Origin of the sequence: Intestinimonas sp. UBA1698, assembly GCF_002320075.1 — a bacterium.
Taxonomy (GTDB): domain Bacteria; phylum Bacillota; class Clostridia; order Oscillospirales; family Oscillospiraceae; genus Intestinimonas; species Intestinimonas massiliensis.
On sequence record NZ_DCJO01000034.1, the window covers coordinates 54021 to 80127 of the forward strand.

A 26107-nucleotide genomic window follows, 5' to 3' on the forward strand; every position below is an offset into this window, starting at 1 on the left:
GCGGGGAAATCCCCGCCGGCCCCCCTTCGGATAAGGATGTGATGGAATGTCCCTTGAACTGCTGGCCCCCGCCGGGGACCGGGAACGGCTGGAGATGGCGTTGGCCTACGGGGCCGACGCCGTCTATCTGGCGGGCAGTGACTTCGGCATGCGAGCCTTTGCCGGGAATTTTGACCGGGAGGGTCTGCGGCAGGCGGTGGCGCTGTGCCGCGGCCGGGGCGCGGCTGTGCATGTCACCTGCAACACCATGCCCCGCAACGACGAGATGGACCGGCTGCCCGGCTGGCTGGAATACCTGGAGGAGCTGGGCGTGGACGCCGTGATCCTGGCCGACCTGGGGGTGTTCCGGCTGGCCCAGAAGTACGCCCCCCATGTCCGGCGCCACGTCTCCACCCAGGCGGGGGTGACCAACTACCAGGTGGCCCGGGCCTGGCACGAGCTGGGGGCGGACCGGGTCATTCTGGCCCGGGAGCTCTCGCTGGAGGAGGTCCGGGAGCTGCGGGCGCGGACGCCCCGGGAGCTGGAGGTGGAGGCCTTTGTCCACGGGGCCATGTGCGTGAGCTACTCCGGCCGGTGCCTGCTGTCCAACTACATGACCGGCCGGGACGCCCAGCGGGGGGCCTGCGCCCAGCCCTGCCGCTACCAGTACGCTCTGATGGAGGAGAAGCGGCCCGGAGAATATTTTCCGGTTTTTGAGGAAAACGGGGAAACCTATATCATGAACAGCCGGGACATGTGCATGATCGACCACGTTCCGGAGCTCCTGGAGGCAGGGGTGGACGCCCTGAAGATCGAGGGCCGGGCCAAGTCGGCCTATTATGCCGCCGCCGTCACCAACGCCTACCGCCACGCGGTGGACGCCGCTCTGGCCGGGGAGCCTCTGGACCCGGTGTGGCGGGCCGAGGTGGACAAGGTGAGCCACCGGCCCTACTCCACCGGCTTCTGGTTCGGGCCGCCGGGCCAGTACACCGGCGACGCGCGGTACATCCGCCGGTGGCAGGTGGTGGCGGTGGTAGAGTCCTGCGACGGGGAGGGAAACGCCGTGCTGTCCCTGCGCAACAAGTTTGCCGCCGGGGACGAGCTGGAGCTCATCGGCCCCGGCCTGGACCCCCTGGCCTTCCGGGTCCCGCGGATGACGGACCTGGAGGGGGCGCCCCTCCGGGAGCCCCGCACGCCCCAGATGCGCTTTTCCATGCGCCTGCCCCGTCCCGCCCCGGCCCTGTCCATCCTGCGGGCCTGCCGGGAACATTCCTGAACGCGGAGGGATTGTATGAAACGCTTTTTCGGCCTCGTCGCGGCCCTGACCCTGGCCCTGAGCCTGTCCGCCGCCGCCGTGCAGGTGGGAGACGCGGTAGGCGAACGCTTCACGCTCCCGGTCTATGAGGCGGAGTGGGAGGTGCTGCGGCTGACCAACGCCGCGCGACTGGCCCGGGGCCTGACGCCCCTGTCCATGTTTGACCGCCTCCACCAGGCGTCCCGTACCCGGGCCAGAGAGCTGGCCGCCGACTACCGCTCCGATCACACCCGGCCTGACGGCTCCAACTGCTTTACCGTCCTAGACGACGTGGCCCTCACCGACTGGAGCGTGGTGGGGGAGAACATCGCCCAGGGCCAGCGCAACTCCGCCGAGGTGGTGACGGCCTGGATGAACAGCCCCGGCCACCGGGCCAACATTCTGGAGGGTGAGTTCACCCATATGGGGGCGGGCTATGACGGCCTCTATAGCTGGGAACAGCTCTTTCTGGGGGCCTGTTCCCCCCGGCCGGAGAAGGTGCTGGCCGGGCCGGCCGGGGAGCGCTTCCCCGTGGGCACCCCCCTGGACGAGATGGGGGCGGTGCTGGTGCTCAGATGTTCCCACGGCGCGAGCTGCCTGCCGGTGACCGCCGGGATGTGTCAGGGCTATGACCCCGAGGCCGCCGGGACCCAGACCGTCACGGTCTCCTACGGCGGCCGGTCGGTGGAGATGACCGTCACCCTGACGGGAGAGACCGCCGCGGGGACGGGGACCTGGGGAGACCTGACCTATGAAAAGACGCCCTCCGGCATCACGATCACCGGCTATACCGGGCCGGGGGCCGGGGAGTGGGAGGACACCGGCAGCGGGACCGCCTACCGCCGGAGCGGGACCTCCGGCGGGGATCTGGTGATCCCCGCGGCCATCGACGGCCTGCCGGTGACCGCCATCGCCTCCCGGGCCTTCTGCGCCGCCACACTGGATTCGGTCACCTTCCCGGCCGGCCTCCGGACCATTGGGGATTCCGCCTTTTACTGCGCCCGGATCGTCCAGCCGGTGGTCATCCCCGCCGGTGTGGAGGAGATCGGCGCCTACGCCTTCAGCTATGTGTCCGGGTTGCCCGCGATGTGTGTGGAGGAGGGCAACCGTGCCTACCGCTCGGTGGGCGGCGTGCTCTTCAGCGCCGACATGACCACCCTGATCCTCTACCCCCAGGGTATGAGCGGCCAGGTCTATACGGTCCCCGAGCGCGTGACGCTGCTCGGCTGCACCAGCTTTGCCAACTGTGGCCTGACGGCCCTCATCGTGCCCAACGCCGAGACCCGGGCCATGGGCTACACCTTCGCCAACTGCGGCCTGACCCTATACGGCGTCCCCGGCGGGGACCTGGAGGAGCAGTATTCCGGCCTGGACGCCGACCGGCTGACCTTCGCGCCGCTGGACCAGGCCCCGGCGTGCGATCCCTACACCGCCTGGGCGGCGGCGGAGGAGCTCTGCGGCCTGGGGCTGCTCCAGGGCAAGGGGACCCTGGCCAACGGCCTGCCCGACTTCGCCCTGGCCGACCCCTGCACCCGGCAGGAGGCCCTGGTGCTGCTGCTGCGGCTGCTGGGTGAGGCGGGCGCGGTGCGCCCGGCGGACGCCTCCGCACACCCCTTTGCCGATGTGGACGCCTGGGCCTCCGCCTATGTGGGCTACGCCTACCAAAACGGCATCGCACAGGGCGCCGGTCCGACCGCCTTCCGCGGCGGAGACGCCGCCACTCCGGCCCAGTGCGTCACCTTCGTGCTGCGGGCCCTGGGCTACGAGAGTGGGGCCGACTTCGCCTGGGACAGCCCCTGGACGCTGTCGGACCGGATCGGCCTGACCCTGGGCCGGTATGGCGCGGAGGCCGGGAAGACCGCCGACCGGGGCGGGATGGTGCTGCTGTGCCGGGCGGCCCTGGACTGCCCCATGGCGGACGGCTCGGGCACGCTGCGGCAGCACCTGCAGGCGCGGGGCGTCTTGCAAGAGGAAAGTGATTTTATTGAATTTCAATAAAAATATATTGAAATTCGCATGCGACTGTGCTATCCTGAGTCCAGGAAGGTGATCGCATGGAAGGACGTGTCACGGCCAGAGGCCGGGCCCGCTGGTTTTTCGCGGGGCACATGGTGGTGACGGCGGCCAGTTTCCTGCTGCTGCTGGCTCTGGGCGCCCTGGACGTGAACGTGGAGGACCGGCCGGCGTGGGTGCTGCTGGGGGTCATGCTTGCCCTCTACGTCCCGGCGGGCTGGATCACGGCCCGGTGGCAGGGCTGGTCCCGCCCCACGCCTGGGGAAGGGGTGCGGGCGGTGCTGCTGCCCGCTCTGACGGCCTGGGCCTGGGCCCTGACCGGCTGGGGACTGGTGACCCTGACGCCCCAGAGCGAGGTTGGGATGTGGATGCTGCTGTCCACCGGCCTGTTTGCCACCCCGTCCTTTTTTCTCATGCTGCTGACCCTGCTCCATCTGGCGACCGAGCCGCTGTGGCAGCCGGTGTGGTATCTTGCCATGGGCCTGGCCGGGCTGCTGCCGCCGCTGCTGTTCGTTTTGGGGTCCATCCTGCCGAAAAGACGGTTGACAACGGCGGAAAATGTGATAAACTAATGAAGCTAACGGCAATGACGGAGCCAAGGATACCACGCCGCACAGAGCGAGAGGGGACGGTGCGAGCCCTCTGCGACACGGGTGTCCGCGCCACTTCCGAGCCGCCCGCGACGAGCGGGACGCCCCATCCCCGTTACCGGATGACTGAGATATGCCCGGCGTCCGGCGCGGGGCATTGATTAGGGTGGTACCGTGGAGTAGACTTGCTCCGCCCCTAACCGGGGCGGGGCTTTATTTTTTTGTATCGGAGGTAATTCCCATGCCCACCAGGAAGTACGGCCTCAACGAGCTGCGCGAGATGTTCCTCAGCTTTTTTGAGACCAAAGGCCATCTGCGCCTGCCCAGCTTTTCCCTGATTCCCCAGAACGACCCGTCCCTGCTGCTCATCAACTCCGGCATGGCCCCCATGAAGCCCTGGTTCACCGGCGAGCAGGAGCCGCCCCGCCATCGGGTGACCACCTGCCAGAAGTGCATCCGCACCGGCGACATCGACAACATCGGCCATACCGCCCGCCACGGCACCTATTTCGAGATGCTGGGCAACTTCTCCTTTGGCGACTACTTCAAAAAGGACGCCATCCACTGGGCCTGGGAGTTCCTGACCTCCCCCGAGTGGGTGGGGCTGGACCCGGACCGGCTGTACCCCTCCGTTTTCGCCGGCAACGAGACCACCCCCGCCGACGATGAGGCCTTCCGGATCTGGAACGAGGAGATCGGTATCCCCGCCGGGCGCATCTTCAAGTTCGGCAAGGAGGACAACTTCTGGGAGCACGGCTCCGGCCCCTGCGGCCCCTGTTCTGAAATCTATTACGACCGGGGGGAGAAGTACGGCTGCGGCCAGCCGGGCTGTACGGTGGGCTGCGAGTGCGACCGATATATCGAGGTCTGGAACGTGGTATTCTCCCAGTTTGACAACGACGGCGAGGGCCACTACACCGAGCTCAAGCAGAAGAACATCGACACCGGCATGGGTCTGGAGCGCCTGGCGGTGGTGTGCCAGGACGTGGATTCCCTCTTCGATGTGGACACCGTCATGAACATTACCAACAAGGTGTCGGAGATCACCGGGGCCCACTACGGGCAGACCAGGGAGAAGGACGTCTCCCTGCGGGTCATCACCGACCACATCCGCTCGGCCACCTTTATGATCTGCGACGGCGTGCTCCCCTCCAACGAGGGCCGGGGCTACGTTCTGCGCCGCCTGCTGCGCCGGGCGGCCCGCCATGGCAAGCTGCTGGGCGTCAACGAGCCCTTCCTGTACGAGGTGTGCGATACCGTCATCCATGAAAACGAGGGCCACTATCCCGAGCTGCGGGAGCGGCAGGAGTATATCACCAAGGTCATCCGGACGGAGGAGGAGAACTTCGCCCGCACCATCGACGGCGGCATGAGGATTTTCAGCGACCTGCTGGCCGGACACAAGGCCAAGGGGGAGACGGTGTTCTCCGGGGCCGACGCCTTCAGGCTGTATGACACCTACGGCTTCCCCATCGACCTGACCATCGAGATGGTGGAAGAACAGGGCATGAGCGTGGACCAAGCGGGCTTCCAGAAGCTGATGCAGGAGCAGAAGGAGCGGGCCCGGAAGGCCCGGGAGGCCCTGGGCGACCTGGGCTGGGCCGGTGTGGAGTTCGGCAAGGACGTGCCCGAGACTGAATTTGTGGGCTATGAGCACACCACCTTCCCTGGGGCCAAGGTGGTGGCCCTGGTGGTGGAAAACGAGCCGGCTGAGGAGCTGATGCCCGGCGTGGAGGGCATCGTGGTGCTGGACAAGACCCCCTTCTACGCCGAGATGGGCGGCCAGGTGGCCGACCACGGGGAGATCGTCATTGCCGGCGACCGGGGCGTCTGCTTTGAAGTGACCGACGTGCAGAAGAACAAGGGCGGCAAGTATATGCACTACGGCAAGCTGTTGGAGGGCGTTTTGAAGGTAGGCGACGCCGTCTGCGCCCAGATCGACGGCCAGCGCCGCAAGGCCGTCATGCGCGCCCACTCGGCCACCCATCTGCTGGATAAGGCCCTGCGCACCGTGCTGGGCGACCACGTTCAGCAGGCCGGCTCCCTGGTGGAGCCCGACCGGCTGCGCTTCGACTTCACCCACTTCTCCGCCATGACGGTCGAAGAGCTTCAGCAGGTGGAGGTCATGGTGAACGACGCAATCCTGGAGGGCTATCCCATCCGCACCGACGTGCTGCCCATCGAGGAGGCCAAAAAGAGGGGTGCCATTGCCCTGTTCGGCGAGAAGTACGGCGACACCGTCCGGGTGGTGGACATGGGCGGCGGCTATTCCGTGGAGTTCTGCGGCGGCACCCACCTGGACAATACCGCAAAGGCCGGGCCGTTCCACATTGAAAGCGAGTTTTCCGTGGCCAGCGGCGTGCGCCGGATTGAGGCCACCACTGGCCGTGCCACATTGGAGTGTATGCACAGCCACTGCTGTACGATCAACGCTATGGCGGAGACGCTGAAGGCCAAGCCGGCGGACCTTGTTTCCAAGGCCGCGCAGGAGATCCAGGAGATCCGGGCGCTGCGCCATGCGGTGGAGGCCTTCAAGGCCCGCGAGGCCGTGGGCGAGGCGGGCCGCTTCCTCATGGGGGCCAAGAGTGTGGGTGGCCTGAAGGTCGTCACCGCCACGCTGGATGACGCCGACGCCGACCGCCTGCGCAAGATGGGCGATTTCCTGCGGGACAAGGACCAGACCGTGGTGGCCGTGCTCTCCGCCGTGCGGGAGGAGAAAATCACCTTCCTGGCCGTCTGCGGCAAGGAGGCAGTGGCCAAGGGAATCAAGGCCGGCGATATCATCCGGTCCGTCACGGCCGTCTGCGGCGGCAAGGGCGGCGGCAGGCCCGACTCCGCCATGGGCGGGGGCACCGACGTGCTCAAGCTGGACGACGCGCTGGCCTCTGTGGACGACTTTGTCCACGCCAAGCTGGGGCTGTAAAAGGAGGTTTTTCCATGAGTGACTGCCTGTTTTGCAAGATCATCGCGGGGGAGATTCCCTCTTCCGGGGTCTATGAGGACGAGCTGTGCTACGCCTTCTACGACATCGACCCGCAGGCCCCCACCCATTTCCTGGTGATCCCCAAGGAGCACATCGGCTCCTGCGGGGAGATCGGGCCGGAGAATGCCGCCGTGGTGGGCCATATCTTCCAGGTCATCTCCAGGCTGGCCGGGGAGCTGGGCATGGAGAGCTTCCGGGTGGTGTCCAACTGCGGCGAGCAGGCGGGTCAGTCCGTCCACCATCTGCACTTCCATGTGCTGGCGGGACGGGATATGACCTGGCCGCCGGGCTGAGGTGCCGGCGTGTTCCGCGCCCCTCCGGGGGGGAAGCGCAAGCCCTCCCCAATGGGGGACTGCAAGAACCTAAGCCCAGGGAAGGGGGGAAAGAGAGCCCCCTTCCCTGGCGTTTTTTTGCCTCTTTTCCAGAAGGGAGGTCCCGCCGGTGGCCCTGTCTCGACTGGACTTAAAATCAAATATGTGGTAATATCAGACTGTATAGTCGGCTTTTATCCATCAAAACCTACCAAATGGTAGTGTGAAATAGGTGATTGCATGTATTTTCGACGTCTGGCCGACATGCGAAATGATCGGGATTTGAAGCAAAAAGAGGTTGCGGCCTATTTAGGCCTGCATCCGGATGTGTATGGCCGCTATGAGAAGGGAAAACGTGAGATCCCGGTCTGGGCCGTCATAAAGCTGGCGGAGTATTTCCGGACGAGCACCGACTATCTCCTGGGCCGGACGGACGACCCGGCGCCGCCCCGTGCGTAAGCTCTTCTGCTTCTCGGCCGCCTTCGCCGCGGCGGTCTTTGCCCTGCGCTACGGCGCGGCCCCGCTGGTCCTGCTGGCCCTCCCCGCTGCCCTGTGGCGGAGAGAAGACCGGGCGCTGCGGGCCGGGCTGGTCTGCCTGGGCCTGATTGCGGGCCTTTTGTGGTGCCGGGGCTACGACGCCCTTGTACGCGCCCCCGCCCGGGCCCTGGAGAACACCTGGGCGGAGGTCTCCGCCACGGTGGAGGACTGGCCCCGGGAGACCTCCCACGGCGTTTCGGTCACCGTCCGGGTCCACACTCCGTCGGGTCCTGACGCGAAGGCCCTCATCTACGCGGACGAGAACTATGCCTGGCTCTCCCCCGGCGACGGACTGACCTTCACCGCCCGGTTCCGCCCGGCGGATCGGGTCCGGGGCGCGGCCGACGAGACCTGCCCCGCCCGGGGCGTCTTCCTGCGGGCCTACGCCAATGGGGAGGCGCTGACGGTGGAGCGCCCGGACCGGGTGCCCCTTCGATACTGGCCCGCCCAGTGGGCCGGGGGCCTGCGGCGGACTGTGGAGTCCCTCTTCCCGTCGGAGGTGTCGCCCCTGATCCGGGCCCTCCTCACCGGCGACAAGGCCAGGCTGTCCGACGCGGACTACGGGGCCCTCCAGCGCGCCGGGCTGGCCCATACCGTGGCGGTCTCCGGCCTGCACATCTCCTTTCTGGTGTGGGTGGCCGTCCAGCTCCTGGGGCGGAACCGCCGCCGCACTGCCCTCCTGGCCCTGCCGCTGCTGGCCTTCTACGCCCTGGCGGTGGGGGGCTCCCCCTCGGTGGTCCGGGCAGTGGTGATGCAGGGGCTGCTGCTCCTGGCCCCGCTGCTGGGCCGGGAGACCGATCCGCCCACCAGTCTGGCCTTCGCCCTGCTCCTGCTGCTGGTCCAGAACCCCTACGCCGCCCACAGCGTCAGCCTCCAGCTCTCCTTCGCCGCCGTGGTGGGGCTCTTGGCCTTTTCCGGGCGGCTGGAGGGCTTTCTGTGGGACAAGCTGGACCTGAAACCGGCCCGGAAGGGCTGGAAGCGCTGGCGCAACAAGGCCGTCCGCCTGCTGGTGACCACCTTTTCCGGCACCTGCGGGGCCCTGGCCTTCTCCACACCCCTGGCGGCCTGGCAGTTCGGCTCGGCCTCTCTGATCGCCCCACTGTCCAACCTGCTGTGCCTGTGGTGTGTGGAGTTGGTGTTCACCCTGGGCCTGACGGCGGCGGCTCTGGGCATGGCCGTTCCCGCCATGGGCGGAGCGCTGGCCGCGCTGGTCACGCCTTTTGCCCGCTGGCTGCTGTGGATGGCCCGGCACTTGGCGGACCTGCCCTTCGCCTCCCTGTCTCTCACCAGCCCCTATCTGACGGCCTGGCTGGCCTTTGTCTACGGCGTTTTCTTGCTGTGCTGCGTCTGGCGGCGGCAGCGGCGGTATGTGCTGCCCGTCTGCGCCTGCGTCTGCACCCTGTGCGTCTGCCTGGTGCTGACCCGGCTGGCCGACACCGCGCCCCGGCTCACCCTGGTGGCGCTGGACGTGGGCCAGGGGCAGAGCACTCTGCTGCGCTGCGGGGCGCGGACCGCCCTGGTGGACTGCGGCGGCAGCGAGGGCAATGCCGGGGACCGGGCGGCGGACTACCTGCGGGACCGGGGGCGGGACTCTCTGGACCTGCTGGTGCTGACCCACTTCCACGCCGACCACGCCAACGGAGTGGCCGAGCTGCTGGAGCGGGTGCGGGTGGACGTGCTGGCCGTCCCGGACGTGGAGCCGGACGACCCTCTGCGGCGGGAGCTGCTGGCCCTGGCGGAGGAAAAGGGAACCCAGGTCTGGCTGGTGCGGGAGGACGCCCGGCTGGCCTTCGGCTCCGCCGAGCTGACCCTCTACGCCCCGCTGGGGGCGGGGGAGGCCAACGAGGAGGGCTTGTCCCTGCTGTGCCGGGCAGGGGACTTCACCGCCCTGTTCACCGGGGATATGGGGGCCGACATCGAGGCCCGGCTGGTGAAGTACGGGGACCTGCCCCAGGTGGATGTGCTGGCTGTGGGGCACCATGGCTCAAAGAACGCCGCATCCCAGCTTTTGCTGGATACCGTCTCACCGGAGACCGCTCTGGTCTCGGTGGGGTATAATACTTACGGACACCCGTCGCCGGAGACCCTGCTCCGGCTGGACGGAGCGGACTGCGTGATCTACCGCACCGACCTGCAGGGGACCATCACCGTTACGGTGGGCTAAAGGAGAGAGGATATGCCGCCAAAACAGAGCGGGGACAGCGCCGCCTACAAACAGCTCAAGCAGGATATCGCCGCCGGGACCATCGGCCGGCTGTATGTGTTCCACGGGGAGGAGGCCTACCTCCGGGACTATTATCTGGGCCAGATGAAGACCAAATTGGTGCCCGCCGGGCTGGAGGAGTTCAACCTCCACACGGTGCAGGGCAGGGACTGCGACCCCAAACGGCTGGCCCAGGAGATCGACGCCCTGCCCATGATGAGCCCAAGGACCATGGTGCTGGTGTACGATTATGACCTGTTCAAGGCCCCGGCGGGGGACAAGGAGGCCCTGACGGCCCTGTTCGCCGACCTGCCGGACTATGTATGCCTGGTGTTCATCTACGATCTCATCGAGTATAAGCCCGACGCCCGGACCAAGCTGGCCGCCGCCCTCAAGCAGCAGGGCGCCGCCGTGAAGTTTACCCGGCAGGAGCAGGGGGACCTGGTGGACTGGGTCCGCCGCCGCTTCCGGGCCCTGGACCACGACATTGACTCCGAGCTGGCCCGGTATCTCATCTTCCTGTGCGGGGACCTGATGAACGGGCTCATCTCGGAGATTGGCAAAATCGGCTCCTACGCCAGCCACAGGGTCGTCACCCGCGCCGACATCGACGCCGTGGCCACCCCGCAACTGGACGCGGTGGTGTTCCAGATGACCGACGCCATCGCCGCCGGGAACTTTGACAAAGCCGCCTCGGTGCTGGGGGACCTGCTCCACATGGGGGAGCCTCCCATCAAGCTCCTGAGTGTGCTGGGCCGGCAGCTTCGGCAGCTCTACTCCGCCCGGCTGGCCTTGGAGAGCCGGAAGGGCAGCGGGTATGTGGCCCAGCTCTGGGCCATGCGCTCGGCCTACCCGGCCCAGAAGCTCACCGACGCCGCCCGGCGGTTCGACCGGAACTGGTGCCGCATGGCGGTGACCGAGGCGGCCAAAGCCGACCTGGCCATGAAATCGGTTTCGGGGGCCGACGGGGAAGAGCTGCTGATCGAGCTGCTTTTGAAGCTGGCCAACACAAAGCCGAAAACCGGCATCGCGTGAGGGAGGTGGACCCGTGTTCCGCATCCAAGAGGCCATCGTGGTGGAGGGCCGCTATGATAAAAACACCCTGTCTCAGCTGGTGGACACGGTCATACTGGAGACCTCCGGCTTCGGTGTGTTCCAGAACGCCGAGCTGGTGGCCCTGCTGCGCCGTCTGGCCCGGACCCGGGGTCTGATCGTCCTCACCGACTCCGATGGGGCGGGCTTTCTCATCCGCGGCCACCTGAAAAGCGCCCTGCCCGCCCAGGGGGTGAAGCACGCCTATATTCCCGACGTGCCCGGCAAGGAGCGCCGCAAGCGCGCCCCCGGCAAGGAGGGCAAGCTGGGGGTGGAGGGCATGTCCCCGGCGGTGCTGGAGGCTGTGCTCCGCCGGGCGGGGGCCACCTTTCTGGACGAGCCGGACGCCGCCGCCCAGACCTCCCCGCCCATCACCAAGGCCGATCTGTTCGCGCTGGGGCTCTCCGGCGGGCCGGGGGCGGCGGAGCGGCGGGGGATGCTGCTGAAAAAACTGGACCTGCCGGAGCATCTGTCCCCCAATGCCCTGCTGCCGGTCCTCAACGCACTGTATACAAGAGATGCGTTTCTACAAGAGGTAGAGGAATGGAGCTGAATACCCCCCTGACGGCCCTGCCCGGAGTGGGCCCCGCCCGGGCCAGGAGTCTGGAAAAGCTGGGCTTGAGAACGGTGGGGGATCTGCTGTGCTACTATCCCCGGGACTATGAGGACCGGACCAAGCGGTACGCCATCGCCCAGGCCCCGGCGGATACGCCGGTGTGCGTTTCCGCCATGGTGGCCGAGACGCCGCGGCTCTCCCGCATCCGAAAGGGACTGGAGCTGACCCGGGTAAAGGTGGTGGACGGCTCCGCCGCCATGACCCTTACCTTCTTCAATCAGAGCTACGTCAGAGATGCCCTGGTCCCCGGGCAGGAGTACATTTTCTACGGCCGGGTGGAGGGGGACCGGGGGGGCCGCCAGATGACCAACCCGGTGTTCGAGCGGGAGGACCGGGCCCGGTTTACCGGGCGCATCCTGCCGGTCTATCCCCTGACGGCGGGGGTGTCCAACAACCTGCTGGCCGGCCTGGCCCAGCGGGCGGTGGAGGAGTGCGCCTGCCAGGTGGCCGAGACCCTGCCCGCGGATCTACTGGAGGCCCATGACCTGGCCCCGGCGGAGTTCTCCTGCCGCAGTATCCACTTTCCCCAGGACTTTGACGCCCTGGCCCGGGCCAAACGGCGGCTGGTGTTTGAGGAGCTCTTCACCCTGTCCGCCGGCCTGGCCCTGTTGCGCCAGCGCCGCAGCGGGGGGGAGGGGCCAGCCTTTCCGGCCTGCGACCCGGCGGACTTTTATGCTCTGCTGCCCTTTGCGCCCACGGAGGCCCAGCGGCGGACCATCTCCGAGTGCGCCGCCGATCTGACCTCGGGACGGCCCATGAACCGGCTGGTCCAGGGGGACGTGGGCTCGGGCAAGACGGCGGTGGCCGCGGCCTGTGCCTGGATGGCCTTCCGCAGCGGCTGGCAGGCGGCCATGATGGCCCCCACTGAGATCCTGGCCGAGCAGCACTGCCGCTCCCTGTCGGCGCTGCTCGCCCCCGCTGGGATGCGGGTGGGACTGCTCACCGGCAGTATGCGGGCCGGAGAAAAAAAGAGGGTCTATGCCGCCCTGGAGGCGGGGGAGATCGACTTCGTGGTGGGGACCCACGCTTTGCTGTCCGGACCGGTGGCCTTCCGGCGGCTGGGCCTGGTGGTGGCCGACGAGCAGCACCGTTTCGGCGTGGAGCAGCGGGCGGCCCTGGCCGCCAAGGCGAACACGCCGGATTGCCCGCCCGAGGCGGGCCGCCGCCTGTGCGGCGAAGGCCGGGGGAATTCAGTTTCCCCGGCCGCAAATGGAATGGATGGGGTCCCTACAGCGGCATGCCGCTGTGGGGAAGTGGAGCAGCGGGCGGCCTTGGCCGCCAAGGGCGAGAAAAAGATTCGCCCCCATGTGCTGGTCATGTCGGCCACCCCCATCCCCCGCACCCTGGCCCTTATCATCTACGGGGACCTGGACGTGTCGGTCATCGACCAGCTTCCGCCGGGCCGCCTTCCGGTGAAAACAGTGCTGGTGGGGGAATCCAAACGGCAGCGGATGTACGGCTTTGTCCGCGAGCAGATCCGCCAGGGGCGGCAGGCCTACATCGTCTGCCCTGCCATCGAGACCGACCCGGAGAGCGCCGCCGCCGATCTGAAGCGGGTGGTGGAGTACGCAGAAGGGCTGCAAAAGCAGGTGTTCCCTGACCTGCGGGTGGGGCTGGTCCACGGCAGGATGAAAGCGAAGGACAAGGAGGCGGCCATGGCCGCCTTCGCCCGGGGGGAGACCCATATCCTGGTGTCCACCACCGTGGTCGAGGTGGGGGTGGACGTGGCCAACGCCACGCTGATGATCGTGGAAAACGCCGACCGTTACGGCCTGAGCCAGCTCCACCAGCTCCGGGGCCGGGTGGGCCGGGGGGAGCACCAGTCCTGGTGCGTGCTGGTCAGCGACAACCGCAGCCCGGAGACCCGGGCCCGGCTCAAGGTGCTGGTGGACACCGCCGACGGCTTCCGGATCGCCGAGGAGGACCTGAAGCTCCGCGGGCCCGGCGACTTTTTCGGCCGCCGACAGCACGGCCTGCCCGCGCTGCGCATGGCCGACCTGAACACCGACACCCGGGTACTCAAGGAGGCCCGGGACGCCGCGGTGGCGCTGCTCTCCGCCGACCCGGATCTGTCCCGTCCGGAGCACCGGCCTTTACAGGAGAAGGTGCGGCGGCTGTTCGAGGAAAATCCCGATATGTTCAATTGAGAGGAGACCGGATATGTACGAGTACAAATACGTAAACCTGCTGTCCGACGGCGTGGCCGCCGCCAAGTTCCAGGAGCACCGGGCGATCATCGACCAGCACGCCACCCAGGGCTGGCGGTACGCCGGCTGTATCCCCACCCACATCAGCGGCAGCGGGGTGCTGTGCAATCTGGATCTGATTTTTGAACGGGAAAAGGAGGAATTCTGTCATGACTAAATTGGAACGGGCCCGGGAGCTTCGGGCCGACACCACCCGGCACTACAACTGCTGCCAGTCGGTGGTGCTGCCCTTCGCCGAGGAGCTGGGGCTGGACGAGGAGGCCGTTTTGAAGCTGGCCGAGCATTTTGGCTCCGGGATGCGGCGTGGCTCGGTGTGCGGGGCGGTGACCGGGGGGCTGATGGCCCTGGGCCTCATGGGAAAGAGCGGCAGTCAGGACGCGCAGGCCTTCCAGCGGGCCTTTCGGGAGGGGTCCCAGTATCTGGACTGCGCCGAACTGCTCAAATGCGCCAAAGAGCGCGGGGAGGAGAAAAAGGAGCACTGCGACCGGATGGTGTTTCTGGCGGTGGAGCTGGTGGAGGAAATGCTGAAAAATTGAGGGAAAGGGCTTGACTGTAAAGTTGCTTTATCCTTTATAATGCCCTCAAAAGGAGGGATTCCATGACGGTCAAGGAATTGGAACAGGCTCTGGGCATGAGCCGGGCCAACATCCGGTTTTACGAAAAGGAGGGGCTGCTTTCTCCGCTCCGGCTGGAGAATGGTTACCGGGACTACACCCCGGACGACCTGGAGACCCTGCGGAAGATCAAACTGCTGCGGCAGCTCCAGGTCCCGGTGGAGGACATCCGGGCGCTCCAGCAGGGCGGAAAGGAACTGACCGCTCTTTTGGCGGCCCAGGAGGAGGACCTCCGGCGGCGGGCGTCGGATCTGGAGGCCGCCCGGACGCTGTGCCGCCGGATGGAGGCGGACCAGGTGAGTTACCGGGATCTGGACGCGGTCCGGTATCTGGAGGAGATGGAGCGGTTGGAGCGGGGCGGCGCCCGGTTCCAGAGCGTGGAGGCCGATGCCCTGCCCACGGTCAGCCATCCCTGGCGGCGGTTTTTTGCCCGTAGCCTGGACTTCGGACTGTGCCGCCTGCTGCTGAACGCCGTCCTGGCTCTGGGGTTTCGCTTCCAGGCGGGAGACGGACTGTTGTGGACGCTGCTGATGAGCTATCTGACCTGGGCGGTGCAGTTCGTGCTGGAGCCCCTGCTGCTGAGCACCTGGGGCTATACGCCGGGCAAGTGGGTCCTCGGTCTGACGGTCCGAAACGCCGAAGGCGGCAAGCTGCGCTTCTCGCAGGCTGCCGCCCGGCTGGCCGGGGTGTTTTGCCGCGGTGAGGGCTATGGCATCCCCCTCTACAATCTCTATCGCAATTACAAGTGCTACAGGGCCTGCGACGCCGGGGAGCCTCTGCCCTGGGAGGAAGAGCAGGCCTACACCATCCGGGACCTGCGGGCGCTGCGCTGCCTGGGCCTTGCGGCGGCTTACGGGGCCGTGATGGGTTTGGGTGTGCTGGTCGGTCTGTATCTGTTGGTACCGCCGGTGCGGGGCCCCCTGACGGTGGCGGGATTTGCCCGCAACTACAACGATGTGTATGGGCGGTATTTTGGAGAGGCGAGCTACCAACTGGACGTATCCGGGACCTGGCAGGAGAATGGGGCTGAAAACGCGATCGTTTTGGATTGGACCGGAGGCGGGTCGCCCCCTGCGTTTGACTACACCCTGTCCGACGGCGTGCTGACCGCCGTTTCCTTTCAGGAGCGTGCGCCGGAGCTGCCGTTCGGCTCCGGCAGCCGGCCGGCTGCCACGGTGCTCGCGCTGCTGTGCGCCCGGTCGGAGGTGGGGCTGTTCAACTGGCGTCGGGCGGCCATGGAGGCGCTGGAGCAGATGGGGCCGGCCCATGAGGACTACAGCTTTACCTGCTATGGTCTGACGGTGACCAATCAGGCGGACTATACGGGCTACGAGACGGTGGGAGACTACCTGTGGCCTGTGGAGGGGGAGACGCAGACATTCCGGCAGACCTTTTCCGTCACCCTGGCGGAGTAGGTCAAATTGTAAATATTTTTTGAACCCTCTTGAAAAATCGTATCCTAAGTATTATGATAGCGTTAGCACTCTTGAATAATGAGTGCTAACGCTATGTTTATAAGGAGATTCATATATACGGAGGCGTGCACCATGGCAAAAAAACAATTCAAGGCGGAATCAAAGCGGCTGCTGGACCTGATGATCAACTCCATCTACACCCACAAGGAGATTTTCCTCCGGGAGCTCATCTCCAACGCCAGCGACGCGGTGGACAAGCTGGCCTACAAGGCCCTCACCGACGATCAGGTGGGTCTGGACCGGGGAGACTTCAAAATTACGCTGGTCCCTGACAAGGAGCAGCGTACCCTCACCATCTCCGACAATGGCATCGGCATGACCAAGGAGGAGTTGGAGGACAACCTGGGCACCATCGCCCGCAGCGGCTCTCTCCAGTTCAAGCAGGAGCTGGCCCAGAAGGACGAGGGGGACAAGACCGACATCATCGGCCAGTTCGGCGTGGGCTTCTATTCCGCCTTCATGGTGGCCGACCGGGTGACGGTGGTCTCCAGGGCCTACGGCTCGGACGAGGCGTGGAAGTGGGAGTCCGCCGGGGCGGACGGCTACACCCTCACCGCCTGTGAAAAAGAGGCCGTGGGCACCGACATCACCCTGCACATCAAGGACAACACCGAGGACGACGACTACGACCCCTATCTGGAGACCTACCGGCTGGATGAGCTGGTGAAGAAATACTCCGACTATATCCACTATCCCATCGTCATGGAGATGGAGCACTGCCATCAGAAGCCCAAGCCGGAGGACGCGCCGGAGGACTACCGGCCCGAGTATGAGACTGTGAAGGAGTGGGAGACCCTCAACTCCATGGTGCCCCTGTGGCAGCGGCCCAAGGGCGAGCTGAAGGACGAGGACTACAACCAGTTCTACAAGGAGAAGTTCGGAGATTGGGAGGACCCCCTGGCGGTGATCCACACCTCCGCCGAGGGCATGGTGGAGTATAAGGCTCTGCTCTATCTTCCCGCCCGGGCCCCCTTTGACTTTTACACCCGGGAGTATCAGAAAGGCCTGCAGCTTTACTCCTCCGGCGTGCTCATCATGGACAAGTGCGCCGACCTGGTGCCCGACTGCTTCTCCTTCGTCCGGGGCGTGGTGGACTCCCCCGACTTCTCCCTGAATATCTCCCGGGAAATGCTCCAGCACACCCGGCAGCTCAAGGTCATCGCCGCCAACCTGGAGAAGAAGATCAAGGCCGAACTGCTGAAGCTCCAAAAGGACGACCGGGAGAAGTATGAGAAGTTCTGGTCCGCCTTCGGCCGCCAGATCAAGTACGGCGTGGTGGGGGAGTACGGAGCCAAAAAGGACCTGCTGAGGGACCTGCTGCTGTTCTGGTCCTCCAGGGAGGAGAAGAACACCACCCTGGCCGAATACAAGGCGCGCATGGCCGAGGACCAGCCCTACGTCTACTACCTCTGCGCCGAGAGCGTGGAGAAGGCGGCCAAGCTGCCCCAGGCTGAGCGCATTCTGGATCAGGGCTATGAGATCCTCTACCTCACGGACGAGGTGGATGAGTTCATCATGAATACTCTGGCCGAGCTGGACGGCAAGGCCTTCAAGAACGTCAATGACAACGACGCCCTGCCCGAGAGCGACGAGGAGAAGGCGGCCAGCGAGAAGAAGGCCGAGGAGAATAAGGATGTGCTGGACTTCGTCAAAGAGGCCCTGGGCGACCGGATCAAGGAGGCCCGGGTGTCCAAGATCCTGAAATCCGCCCCGGTGTGCATGACCTCCGACGGCCCGGTCACCCTGGAGATGGAGAAGTATTTCCAGCGGGTGGACCCCGAGCAGGCCAAATTTATGAAGGCCCAGCGGGTGCTGGAGCTCAATCCGGATTCCGGCGCCTTTGCCGCGCTCCGGGCCGCCCTGGACAGCGATAAGGAGCTGGCGGGCACATATGCCGAGATCCTGTACGACCAGGCGCTGCTCATTGCCGGCTTCCCTCTGGAGGACCCCTCCCGCTACACCGAGCTGGTGTGCAGTTTGATGAAGTGAACAAAAACAGGAGCGCCGCCCGAGGGCGGCGCTCCTGTTTTCGACAAATGAGGGGGACTATTTGGGGAAGATGGGGCCTGGGTCCTATAAACAAAACAAAAAATAGCTTCAAACGAAAGAATATGACACTTCGAAGTTTGGATAAGGTGACAATTGCGCGGACCGCCCCGGCGTGTTATACTCGGAGCAGATAAGGAGGTAATGCCAATTATGTTGATCGAAATGAAGTTTCATTCCGTCGCCGAGCTCCAGCGCCTGCAGGAGATCGCCTGCGACGTCAAGGAAGAGGTCTTCCTGCACTCCATGGACGACCGCATCCGTGTAGATGCCAAGTCTTTTATCGGACTGTTCACGCTGGACTTTACCCAGCCGGTAAAGGTGGTCACCGAGTCCCCCTATGTGATCCGCAAGCTGGAGATACTCAAGCGCAAGCAGGAACGGGCGCTGGCCTGAGGGCCGGCGCCTTTCTGATTTTGCTGGAGATGAAAACGGGCGCCTCCCAGAAGGGGGCGCCCGTTTGGTCATTCTCCGTCGGGCAGGGGCAGGCGGCGGTGCTCCACCGGCCCCCATGCGGGCAGAGGCAGGCGCTGCATGGCCCCGAACACCCGGCTCTTCAGACCGGGGTACTGCCGGTCCAGGTCCCGGACCAGCTCCTTGATCTCCTGCCGCTTGGTGCAGCCGTTGGCGGGGCAGGGGTTATAGACCACCGGCAGGCCGGCCCTGGCCGCCGCGCCGCGGACCATGGCCTCCCCGCAGTAGAGCAGAGGCCGAATCTGGGTGATGCCCGTCCGGTCCAGGTAGGTTACCGGCTGAAAGCAGGAGATGCGGCCCTCATAGAACAGAGAGAGAAAAAAGGTCTCCACGGCGTCGTCGTAATGATGGCCCAGGGCGATCTTGGTGATGCCCCGCTCCTGGAGCGCGTTGTGGAGGGCGCCACGCCGCATTTTGGCGCACAGGGAGCAGGGGTTGCTCTCCTGGCGCAGGTCGAAGATGATGTGGTGGATTTCGGTGTGCAGCAGGGTGTAGGGCACATTCAGCCGGGCGCACAGGTCCGCCACCCGGGAGAAGTCGGCGCTCTCCCGGCCGTCGGCGTGGCCCATGTCCAAAGTAATGGCCTCCACCGTGAAGGGCTTGGGATAGAACTCCCGCAGCTTGGCCAGGGCCGCCAGCAGCGTCAGGGAATCCTTTCCCCCGGAGACGCCAACGGCCACCCGGTCCCCGGACTGAATCATGTCGTAATCCTCCACACAGCGGCGGACGTGGCTCAAAACCTTGTTCATGGAGCACCTCAAAAAAGAAAAATGATATTTAGGAAATCAAAGATATCGCGAGATAACAGGAGAAAAAACGAGATTGCGTTTTCTAAATAAAAAAAGTTTAAAAAAGCGGTTGACACCTTGTAACTTGGGTATTATAATACAAAACGCTCCACCCGTAAAGAGTGGAGCGTCAATCATGTTTAGAGCAAAATAACATAGAAGATCAAACAAATTGGAGGTTACACCATGTCCACATTTATGGCCAACAAGGGCAACATCGTGCGCAAGTGGTACATTCTGGACGCCGCTGGCAAGCCCCTGGGCAAGACCGCCGCTACCGCCGCCGTCCTGCTCCGCGGCAAGCACAAGCCCGAGTATACGCCGCACGCCGACTGCGGCGACTTTGTCATCATTGTCAACGCCGAGAAGGCCGTGCTCACCGGCAAGAAGCTGGAGCAGAAGTATTACCGCACCCACTCCGGCTGGGTGGGCGGCCTGAAAGAGACTAAGTATCGCCTGCTGATGCAGGACAAGCCTGAGTTGGCCATGAAGCTGGCCGTCCGTGGCATGATGCCCCGCAACATCATCACCAAGGACTCCCTCACCCGCCTGAAGATCTACCGCGGCGCCGAGCACAATCACGCCGCCCAGAAGCCCGAAGCCTGGACTCAGGGTTAATTAAGGAGGAATTTCGAACATGTATAAGAGCAAGAAGCCCTATCATTACGGCACTGGCCGTCGGAAGTCCTCCGTGGCCCGCGTCCACCTGTTCCCCAACGGGACCGGCTCCATTACCATCAACGGCCGCGATATCGACGAGTATTTCGGCCTTGACACCCTGAAGATGGTGGTCCGTCAGCCTCTGAATACCACCGATACCAACGGCAAGGTGGACATCGTGGCCACTGTTGTGGGCGGCGGCGTCAGCGGCCAGGCCGGCGCCATCCGGCACGGCGTAGCCCGCGCTCTGCTCCAGATGAACGAGGAATTCCGCCCTGCGCTCAAGAGCGCCGGCTTCCTCACCCGCGATCCGCGTATGAAGGAGCGTAAGAAGTACGGCCTGAAAGCCGCCCGTCGCGCTCCCCAGTTCAGCAAGCGCTGATTTGTCTGTCGCATTCGGAAAGCCGCCACAGACGTGGCGGCTTTCCTTGATCAGAGAGGAGAACACGGGATGCTGGAATACCGTTTTGACACTCAACTGCTCATCGAGGGGGAAAACCTCTCGGAGGATGGCATTCACGACTATATCACGCAGAACATCCCCGGCGACTGCCTGCTGGCGGTGGGGGACGAGGACCTGATCAAGCTCCACTTTCACACCAACGAGCCCTGGGAGGTGCTGGAGTACGCCGCTTCACTGGGGGATCTCTTTGATATCGTGGTAGAGAATATGGAGCGCCAGGAGAACGGACTGCAGGGCTGAAGATACATCGGAGGAGCGGCGCTCCTCCGATGTATTTTACTTATACCAGGGAATAGAGTACAAGCCCCGCCGCGCCGCAACCCGCCATGACCCAGATGGGGTTGGGCTTCCACCGGCGCAGGACGAACAGGGCGGCGGCAAAGAGGGCGACCGCCACAAAGTCCACACCGGAGAGCAGACGGTTCCCCGCCAGCAGGGCCCGGAGCAGAATGGACAGGCCGGAGGAGGCAATGAGGGCCACCACGGCAGGCCGTAGGCCCTGGAGCACCCCCTTGACCAGACTCAGATTGCGGTATTTGTAGTAGAACCAGGCCAGGGTCAGGGCCACGATACAGGAGGGTAGGATACAGCCCAGAGTGGCGATCAGGGCGCCGGGGAGCCCAGCGATCTGAATGCCCACAAAGGTGGCCGAGTTCAGGGCGATGGGGCCGGGAGTCATTTGGGAGATGGTGATGATGTCGGTGAACTGGGAAATGGTGAGCCAGCCGTTTTGATCCACCACCTGGTGCTGGATGAGGGGTAGGGCGGCATAGCCGCCGCCGAAGCTGAACAGACCGATCTGGAAAAAGCTCCAGAACAGGCGGAGCAGAGTCACGACACCGCCCCCTTTCTGCGGCTCCACAGGGTGTCGGCCGCCCCGATCAGGCCGCAGCAGAGGATAATAAGGACCACGCTGACCTCGGCGAACCAGGCCGCGCAGAACGCCGCTGCCAGGACCGCGGTGTAGAGCGCGCGCTTTTGCCGCAGGACGCCCCTTCCCATGGTGAGGACCACATCGCAGATGACGGCAGCCACCCCCGCGTTCATGCCCCGCAGGACCAGACTGACGACGCGGTTGTCCCGGAAAGCCACGTAAAACAGGGAGATGACCGACAAAATGATTAGGGGGGGCAGGGCGGTGCCGCACACCGAGACCAGGGCCCCAGGTACGCCGGCCATCCGATAGCCCACCAGAATAGAGGTATTGACCGCCATAGCCCCCGGCGAGGACTGGGCGATGGACACCAGGTCCAGCATCTCCTCCTCGTCGATCCAGCCCAGACGGCGGACAAACCGCTCCTTCATCAGGGGGACGATGACGTAGCCGCCCCCGAAGGTGAAGGCGCTGAGCTGAAAGGTGGACAAAAACAATCTCCAGAAAGAAAAATTCGCCCGCTGCAAGGGTATCCCTCCTTTGGCTGATCTCAGTATACCACTTGTCAAACAATTATGGAAATACTATTATATGATAGAAAACATAAGGAAATTACGATGGAGGGAACAACGCGACCCGGGCCTCGGAAGCCCAGCCCACCGTGAGCCAGGCGGTGGCCGAGCTGGATGGGTATTCCGGGGGAGGGTCAAACCTTTGAGCGGCTGTCCCGGCGGCTCCACCTGACGGCGGCGGGAGAGCGCTTCCGCTCCTACGACTCCCACGTTGCCCCCCCCCTTCGACGAGATGGAGAAGGACCTGCGGGACTGGGACAGCTTCGGAATCCTGCGCGTGGGGCCAGCATTACCGTTGGGAAGGATTGCTTTCCTCAGAAAGATTTATGCCACACTTCAAGGTCTGACTGACGTCAAGCACAAAAGCTCCCCCCGCATCGCTGCAAAAGCGTACCCACACAGCCTGCGGGTTTGAAGGGAAAACAGCTTTGTATTCGTCCCTCCTCTTGCGAAAGCACAAACAAGAACAGGCCCAGCCCGGGTTTGACCGGGTAGGGCCTGTTCTCTCTGTTTCGTGTTTTTCTTTCCTTGCGGGATGTGAGGCCGGTTCCGTTCCGCCTTACCGTGCTTACTGGTCCAGATGGGCCTTGAAGAAGGCGCCGCTGCGCTCCAGGCACTCCACCGCCTCAGGCATCATGCGACCGTAGTGCATAAAGGCGTGGAGGACGCCGGGAACGATATCCACCTGAGTGGGCACATTGTAGAGCTTCATAAACGCCTCCAGGGTCTTGGTATTGTCCAGCAGGGGGTCCAGGTCACCGCAGCACATATAGACAGGGGGCATTCCGAAGGACAGGTCGTTGAGGAAGGCGGCGTAATAGGGGTTCTCCTGGTCTTCGGGGGTGGCATAATAGTTGATGTAGGCGGCCAGGTCGGAGCGGCGCATCCCGTCCAGCAGAGTGCCGTAGAGCCGGAAGGAACAGGAGTCCATCATACCGAACGCCCCATAGTACAGCAGCAGGGCCTTGACAAAAGCATTGCCGCCGGGGGTGTCTCGAAGGTAGAGGTTCAGCCCCAGAGCCAGATTAGCTCCGCCGGAGTCGCCGCCCAAGGCCATCTTGTCCGGGAGGATGCCGTACTCGGCACCGCGCTCCTGGAAGTAGCGCACCACCGCGGCGGCCTCGTACAGAGGGATGGGGAATTTGGCCTCAGGGGCCAGGTGGTAGTCCACACCGATGACACAGCAGCCGCTGGAAGCCATGACAGAGCGCATCATACGGTCATGGGTGTCGTTGCTTCCCACGGTGTAGCCGCCACCGTGGATAAACACCACCGCATAGTGCTCTGGCTTGTCGTCGGGATAGTAGATCCTGGCGGGCACATCCCCTATGGGGCCGGGCACCATGACCTCCACGGTCTTGAACGCCTCGGGGCCGCCTTCGTTCCAGAAGCGGCGCTCCTGCACATACTTCACCCGAAGCTCATCCCAGGAACAGTTGGTGTCGAACGCATCGGCAGCGTGTGCGGCCTGATAATCGACCACCTTCCGCATACTCTCGCTGAGCAGGGGATAGGGATCGGGCTTGTTGCGCTCATAGTCGGGCTTGCGGTCAGGCATGAAGAATTCCATGATGAATACCTCCTTATTCTTTTACAGCAGCTATTTTGGGAGCCGCTTTAGCGCTCCGGCGGTGTACTTGCCAGGTGGTAGCGATCTGCCCGCGCAGCGCCAGGCACTCCGTTTTGACGATGCATACGGCGCTTACCGCTGATCCATAGCGGCCTTGAAGCGGAGCAGGGCCTCCTCCAGCACTTTCCGGGTGCAGGCCAGATTGATCCGCTCAAAGCCGTCCCCAGCTGTGCCGAAGATGTAGCCATCGTCCAGGAACAGTTGGGCCTTCTCCTGAAGAAACTTGGCCAGGGTCTCGCCGTCCATGCCAAAGCAGCGGCAGTCGAACCAGCACAAATAGGTGCCCTCCAGATCGGCTACCCACACCTCAGGGAAATGCTTCGCCATGAACTCCTTAAAATAGAGGTAGTTGCCCCAGATGTGCTCATTGAGCTGATCCACCCACTCGGCGCACTTCATATAACCGGCCTCCAGAGCCCGGAGGCCGAAGATGCTGTAGGTATAGCAGCCGGAGATGTTTACCTCGTTGTTCAGCTTATCGCGCAGCTCGGGGTTGGGGATGATGGCGTTGGCCACGCAAAGGCCCGCCAGAGAGAAGGTCTTGCTGGCGGCACAGCACATGACGCAGTTGTTGGCGTACTTCTCTCCCAGCGTGGGGTAGCTGACGTGCTTGTGACCGGGCATGATGATATCGAAGTGAATCTCGTCGCTGACCACCAGCACGTTGTGCTTCAGGCAGATATCGCCCATACGGCACAGCTCCTCTTCGCTCCACACCCGGCCCATCGGGTTATGGGGGGAGCACAGCAGGAACATCTTGCACTGCTTGGCTTTTTCCTCAAAGTCGTCAAAGTCCACCTCATAACGGCCTTCCACCAGACGGATGGGGCTCTCCACCACTTTGCGGCCGTTCAGGTTCACCGCCCGGTAGAAGGGGTAGTAAACAGGGGTCAGGAGCAGCACATTGTCCCCGGGCTGGGTGAAGGCTCGGACGGAGGCGTACAGCGTCTGGACCACACCGTTGGTCTGGATGATCCAGTCCTTCTGGATGTCCCAGCCGTGGCGGGTGGACAGCCAGTGCTTGACGGCGTCGGCGTACCGCTGGCCCCACCAGGTGTAGCCCCACATGCCAAACTCGGCGGTGCTCTTCAGCTCCTCGATGATCTCAGGCGGGGAGAGCAGTTCCATATCGGCCACGGACAGGGGCACCACACCCTGGGCGGGGTTGGGGCCGATGGCATCCCACTTGGCGGACTCCATGCCCACACGGGAGTGGGCGGTGTCGAACTCAAATTTCATTGCTGAATCGTTCCTTTCTCGGATCTTTTGCTTGGCAAGCAAGTGGGGAAACGCGGAGCAGCCGCATGGGGGCAGCTCCGCGTTAGGGGACGGGGATTACTTCGCAGAGGCGGAAGCGGAGCTGCGGTATTTCTTGATGAGGCGCTCAGCCAAGAAAGAGCACACCAAGCCCAGCACCATGGCGCAGCAAGCGGCAATAAATATTTTTTGGTAGCCGCTTGTGCCGGTGGGGTCAGCCTCCAGCCACTTACCGCACAGAGAGGTGTAGAAGGTGTCGGGCAGGAAGCCGATTAGAGAGGCGATGCCGATGACGCTGCCCACGACGTTCTTGGGGGTGCCGCTCTCGTCCACGGTGGCGTAGTACAGGGCGCGGAAGAAATACACGGCCATGGAGGCGACGATGGTGAGGATCATCACGGGCCACAGTACGGCAGCGGAGGCGGGAACGAGGGTCATGCCCACGAAGCACACGATGCCCACGATGCCGGCCCCGATCATGGGCAGGCTGGAATTCTTCAGCTTGGCGGCCAGCACGGCGGCGAGGGAGGCGGCAATCAATTGACAAATAATGGCCCGGTAGTTGGTGAAGGTGACGGCGATCTCGGTGGGCATGCCGCAGAATTTCTGGAGGTAGGGGGCGTAGTAGCTGGAGGATGCGTACGTCATGGAGCCGCAGAAGATGAGGCCGGCCAGCACATAGGTGATGGGGAGCTTGAAGGCCACGCCCATGGCCTTGATGCTGTCGAGCAGGGAGTCGTTGGTGGCATGCAGGTTGTTGAACTTGGGCATGAGCAGAGCCAGGGCGATGCCCACGGCGATCATGATGACGGATACCACGGCCACGATGGAGCCCATGGCTTTGGAACTATCGGAGCGGAACAGGTTGAACAGACCCACGCAGATGGTGGTGACAATGAGGCCCACCACGCCGCGCATGGCCTCCAGGCTGCCGAACATGCTGCCCTGCTCATCGGCGTCGGCCAGCAGGTTGACACACTTGACGGAGGAGGACCAGAAGGTGAGCACGGTGGTGACCGCCCACAGCACGTGGATGAGCATAAGCATGGAGTAGCTGGGCCAGGTGGCTTCCCACAGGCCCAGGATGCCAGTGCTGATCATGGAGAAGACCAGCAGCTTCTTGGGGTTAAATTTGTCGGCGATCCAGCCGCCGGGCAGATACAGAATCACGTTGGCGATACCGTAAACATTGAGCAGTTTGCCGTAATCCGCGTCCCGGCCCACCAGGCCCATCGCCTCCTGGAGGGGGGTATAATAGGTGTACATGAGGTAGGGCAGCACGTAGATGGTGTTCATGGCCAGAACCAGCAGGATGAAGGTCAAAAACTTGGCGGTTTTGTTTTTCTTCATGACAGACTCCTCCAAAATTTTTTATTTTGTTTGATTGGGCCGAATTGCCGCGGGCTCTCGCTTCTGCTCTCTTACCCCC

Annotated in this window: 24 protein-coding genes; 18 read left to right on the forward strand and 6 right to left on the reverse strand. The window is 64.1% G+C overall.

Translation table 11 applies throughout. The features are described 5' to 3' along the window. The first annotated feature begins 46 nt into the window (after positions 1 to 46). The 15 genes from B3H64_RS08260 (at position 47) to B3H64_RS08330 (ending at position 18356) form a co-directional block, all read left to right on the forward strand. Positions 47 to 1255 carry a peptidase U32 family protein gene (locus B3H64_RS08260; RefSeq protein ID WP_050619066.1) on the forward strand — a complete coding sequence of 403 codons (1209 nt, stop codon included), beginning with the start codon at positions 47 to 49 and terminating at the stop codon, positions 1253 to 1255. Between the two features lie 15 nt (positions 1256 to 1270). Then, the gene (locus tag B3H64_RS08265) at positions 1271 to 3271 is read left to right on the forward strand and encodes a CAP domain-containing protein (protein WP_286734362.1); all 2001 of its coding nucleotides are present in this window, start codon (positions 1271 to 1273) and stop codon (positions 3269 to 3271) included. A 56-nt stretch (positions 3272 to 3327) separates the two neighbouring features. Beyond that, the gene (locus B3H64_RS08270) at positions 3328 to 3858 is read left to right on the forward strand and encodes a hypothetical protein (protein WP_286734364.1); all 531 of its coding nucleotides are present in this window, start codon (positions 3328 to 3330) and stop codon (positions 3856 to 3858) included. A 259-nt stretch (positions 3859 to 4117) separates the two neighbouring features. Next, entirely contained in the window at positions 4118 to 6799 is a 2682-nt protein-coding gene (gene alaS / locus B3H64_RS08275; RefSeq protein ID WP_286734367.1) for an alanine--tRNA ligase, read from the forward strand. Positions 6800 to 6813: 14 nt separating this feature from the next. Further along, positions 6814 to 7152, forward strand: a complete 339-nt coding sequence (locus B3H64_RS08280) for a histidine triad nucleotide-binding protein (RefSeq protein ID WP_286734370.1) — start codon at positions 6814 to 6816, stop codon at positions 7150 to 7152. A 258-nt stretch (positions 7153 to 7410) separates the two neighbouring features. Then, positions 7411 to 7629, forward strand: coding sequence for a helix-turn-helix domain-containing protein (locus tag B3H64_RS08285; protein WP_286734372.1), 219 nt, complete (start codon positions 7411 to 7413; stop codon positions 7627 to 7629). Further along, positions 7622 to 9871, forward strand: coding sequence for a DNA internalization-related competence protein ComEC/Rec2 (locus B3H64_RS08290; RefSeq protein WP_286734374.1), 2250 nt, complete (start codon positions 7622 to 7624; stop codon positions 9869 to 9871). Before B3H64_RS08285 ends, B3H64_RS08290 begins: the two co-directional genes overlap by 8 nt. A gap of 12 nt (positions 9872 to 9883) precedes the next feature. Continuing rightward, positions 9884 to 10945: a DNA polymerase III subunit delta gene (gene holA, locus B3H64_RS08295; RefSeq protein WP_286734376.1), complete on the forward strand. Its 1062-nt coding sequence runs from the start codon at positions 9884 to 9886 to the stop codon at positions 10943 to 10945. A 13-nt stretch (positions 10946 to 10958) separates the two neighbouring features. Next, on the forward strand, positions 10959 to 11555 hold the full coding sequence (locus tag B3H64_RS08300) for a toprim domain-containing protein (RefSeq protein ID WP_256304349.1): 597 nt from the start codon (positions 10959 to 10961) through the stop codon (positions 11553 to 11555). Next, positions 11546 to 13765 carry an ATP-dependent DNA helicase RecG gene (locus B3H64_RS08305; protein WP_286734379.1) on the forward strand — a complete coding sequence of 740 codons (2220 nt, stop codon included), beginning with the start codon at positions 11546 to 11548 and terminating at the stop codon, positions 13763 to 13765. The genes B3H64_RS08300 and B3H64_RS08305 overlap by 10 nt, the downstream gene beginning before the upstream one ends. Positions 13766 to 13778: 13 nt before the next feature. Then, positions 13779 to 13982, forward strand: coding sequence for a DUF4177 domain-containing protein (locus B3H64_RS08310; RefSeq protein WP_238074892.1), 204 nt, complete (start codon positions 13779 to 13781; stop codon positions 13980 to 13982). Next, positions 13975 to 14361 carry a C-GCAxxG-C-C family protein gene (locus B3H64_RS08315; RefSeq protein WP_286734381.1) on the forward strand — a complete coding sequence of 129 codons (387 nt, stop codon included), beginning with the start codon at positions 13975 to 13977 and terminating at the stop codon, positions 14359 to 14361. Before B3H64_RS08310 ends, B3H64_RS08315 begins: the two co-directional genes overlap by 8 nt. 62 nt (positions 14362 to 14423) lie before the next feature. Further along, the gene (locus B3H64_RS08320; protein ID WP_286734383.1) at positions 14424 to 15854 is read left to right on the forward strand and encodes a MerR family transcriptional regulator; all 1431 of its coding nucleotides are present in this window, start codon (positions 14424 to 14426) and stop codon (positions 15852 to 15854) included. A 132-nt stretch (positions 15855 to 15986) separates the two neighbouring features. After that, positions 15987 to 17903 carry a molecular chaperone HtpG gene (htpG, locus tag B3H64_RS08325; protein WP_286734385.1) on the forward strand — a complete coding sequence of 639 codons (1917 nt, stop codon included), beginning with the start codon at positions 15987 to 15989 and terminating at the stop codon, positions 17901 to 17903. 210 nt (positions 17904 to 18113) lie between these two features. Next, on the forward strand, positions 18114 to 18356 hold the full coding sequence (locus B3H64_RS08330; RefSeq protein ID WP_050619052.1) for a hypothetical protein: 243 nt from the start codon (positions 18114 to 18116) through the stop codon (positions 18354 to 18356). A gap of 68 nt (positions 18357 to 18424) precedes the next feature. Here B3H64_RS08330 and B3H64_RS08335 read toward each other — a convergent pair whose 3' ends face one another. Next, complete coding sequence (locus B3H64_RS08335) at positions 18425 to 19183, reverse strand: tRNA lysidine(34) synthetase (protein WP_050619051.1); 759 nt, start codon at positions 19181 to 19183, stop codon at positions 18425 to 18427. 225 nt (positions 19184 to 19408) lie between these two features. Here B3H64_RS08335 and rplM point away from each other — a divergent pair, with 225 nt between their 5' ends. The 3 genes from rplM to B3H64_RS08350 all read left to right on the forward strand — a co-directional run bounded on the left by rplM (position 19409) and on the right by B3H64_RS08350 (position 20585). Then, positions 19409 to 19840, forward strand: coding sequence for a 50S ribosomal protein L13 (rplM, locus tag B3H64_RS08340; protein WP_050619050.1), 432 nt, complete (start codon positions 19409 to 19411; stop codon positions 19838 to 19840). 19 nt (positions 19841 to 19859) lie between these two features. Continuing rightward, positions 19860 to 20264, forward strand: coding sequence for a 30S ribosomal protein S9 (gene rpsI, locus B3H64_RS08345; RefSeq protein WP_050619049.1), 405 nt, complete (start codon positions 19860 to 19862; stop codon positions 20262 to 20264). Between the two features lie 69 nt (positions 20265 to 20333). Beyond that, positions 20334 to 20585: a kinase to dihydroxyacetone kinase gene (locus B3H64_RS08350; protein ID WP_286734391.1), complete on the forward strand. Its 252-nt coding sequence runs from the start codon at positions 20334 to 20336 to the stop codon at positions 20583 to 20585. 40 nt (positions 20586 to 20625) lie between these two features. Here B3H64_RS08350 and B3H64_RS08355 read toward each other — a convergent pair whose 3' ends face one another. From B3H64_RS08355 to B3H64_RS08375, 5 genes are all read right to left on the reverse strand, one after another. Beyond that, a complete protein-coding gene (locus tag B3H64_RS08355) occupies positions 20626 to 21180 on the reverse strand; it encodes a chromate transporter (protein WP_286734392.1) in 555 nt (184 codons plus the stop codon). Continuing rightward, positions 21177 to 21710, reverse strand: a complete 534-nt coding sequence (locus B3H64_RS08360; RefSeq protein ID WP_238075073.1) for a chromate transporter — start codon at positions 21708 to 21710, stop codon at positions 21177 to 21179. Before B3H64_RS08360 ends, B3H64_RS08355 begins: the two co-directional genes overlap by 4 nt. A 649-nt stretch (positions 21711 to 22359) precedes the next feature. Beyond that, complete coding sequence (gene aes / locus B3H64_RS08365) at positions 22360 to 23361, reverse strand: acetyl esterase (protein WP_050618972.1); 1002 nt, start codon at positions 23359 to 23361, stop codon at positions 22360 to 22362. A 132-nt stretch (positions 23362 to 23493) separates the two neighbouring features. Next, a complete protein-coding gene (locus B3H64_RS08370; protein WP_050618971.1) occupies positions 23494 to 24660 on the reverse strand; it encodes a MalY/PatB family protein in 1167 nt (388 codons plus the stop codon). A gap of 96 nt (positions 24661 to 24756) precedes the next feature. After that, positions 24757 to 26028, reverse strand: coding sequence for an MFS transporter (locus B3H64_RS08375; protein WP_050618970.1), 1272 nt, complete (start codon positions 26026 to 26028; stop codon positions 24757 to 24759). Between the last annotated feature and the right edge of the window lie 79 nt (positions 26029 to 26107).

Excerpts from the sequence above, each read along its gene's own strand:
- B3H64_RS08260 (WP_050619066.1), top strand. The coding sequence starts at position 47 with ATGTCCCTTGAACTGCTGGCCCCCGCCGGGGACCGGGAACGGCTGGAG.
- B3H64_RS08265 (WP_286734362.1), top strand. The coding sequence starts at position 1,271 with ATGAAACGCTTTTTCGGCCTCGTCGCGGCCCTGACCCTGGCCCTGAGC.
- B3H64_RS08270 (WP_286734364.1), top strand. The coding sequence starts at position 3,328 with ATGGAAGGACGTGTCACGGCCAGAGGCCGGGCCCGCTGGTTTTTCGCG.
- alaS (WP_286734367.1), top strand. The coding sequence starts at position 4,118 with ATGCCCACCAGGAAGTACGGCCTCAACGAGCTGCGCGAGATGTTCCTC.
- B3H64_RS08280 (WP_286734370.1), top strand. The coding sequence starts at position 6,814 with ATGAGTGACTGCCTGTTTTGCAAGATCATCGCGGGGGAGATTCCCTCT.
- B3H64_RS08285 (WP_286734372.1), top strand. The coding sequence starts at position 7,411 with ATGTATTTTCGACGTCTGGCCGACATGCGAAATGATCGGGATTTGAAG.
- holA (WP_286734376.1), top strand. The coding sequence starts at position 9,884 with ATGCCGCCAAAACAGAGCGGGGACAGCGCCGCCTACAAACAGCTCAAG.
- B3H64_RS08305 (WP_286734379.1), top strand. The coding sequence starts at position 11,546 with ATGGAGCTGAATACCCCCCTGACGGCCCTGCCCGGAGTGGGCCCCGCC.
- B3H64_RS08310 (WP_238074892.1), top strand. The coding sequence starts at position 13,779 with ATGTACGAGTACAAATACGTAAACCTGCTGTCCGACGGCGTGGCCGCC.
- B3H64_RS08315 (WP_286734381.1), top strand. The coding sequence starts at position 13,975 with ATGACTAAATTGGAACGGGCCCGGGAGCTTCGGGCCGACACCACCCGG.
- B3H64_RS08320 (WP_286734383.1), top strand. The coding sequence starts at position 14,424 with ATGACGGTCAAGGAATTGGAACAGGCTCTGGGCATGAGCCGGGCCAAC.
- htpG (WP_286734385.1), top strand. The coding sequence starts at position 15,987 with ATGGCAAAAAAACAATTCAAGGCGGAATCAAAGCGGCTGCTGGACCTG.
- B3H64_RS08330 (WP_050619052.1), top strand. The coding sequence starts at position 18,114 with ATGTTGATCGAAATGAAGTTTCATTCCGTCGCCGAGCTCCAGCGCCTG.
- B3H64_RS08335 (WP_050619051.1), bottom strand. The coding sequence starts at position 19,183 with ATGAACAAGGTTTTGAGCCACGTCCGCCGCTGTGTGGAGGATTACGAC.
- rplM (WP_050619050.1), top strand. The coding sequence starts at position 19,409 with ATGTCCACATTTATGGCCAACAAGGGCAACATCGTGCGCAAGTGGTAC.
- rpsI (WP_050619049.1), top strand. The coding sequence starts at position 19,860 with ATGTATAAGAGCAAGAAGCCCTATCATTACGGCACTGGCCGTCGGAAG.
- B3H64_RS08350 (WP_286734391.1), top strand. The coding sequence starts at position 20,334 with ATGCTGGAATACCGTTTTGACACTCAACTGCTCATCGAGGGGGAAAAC.
- aes (WP_050618972.1), bottom strand. The coding sequence starts at position 23,361 with ATGGAATTCTTCATGCCTGACCGCAAGCCCGACTATGAGCGCAACAAG.
- B3H64_RS08370 (WP_050618971.1), bottom strand. The coding sequence starts at position 24,660 with ATGAAATTTGAGTTCGACACCGCCCACTCCCGTGTGGGCATGGAGTCC.
- B3H64_RS08375 (WP_050618970.1), bottom strand. The coding sequence starts at position 26,028 with ATGAAGAAAAACAAAACCGCCAAGTTTTTGACCTTCATCCTGCTGGTT.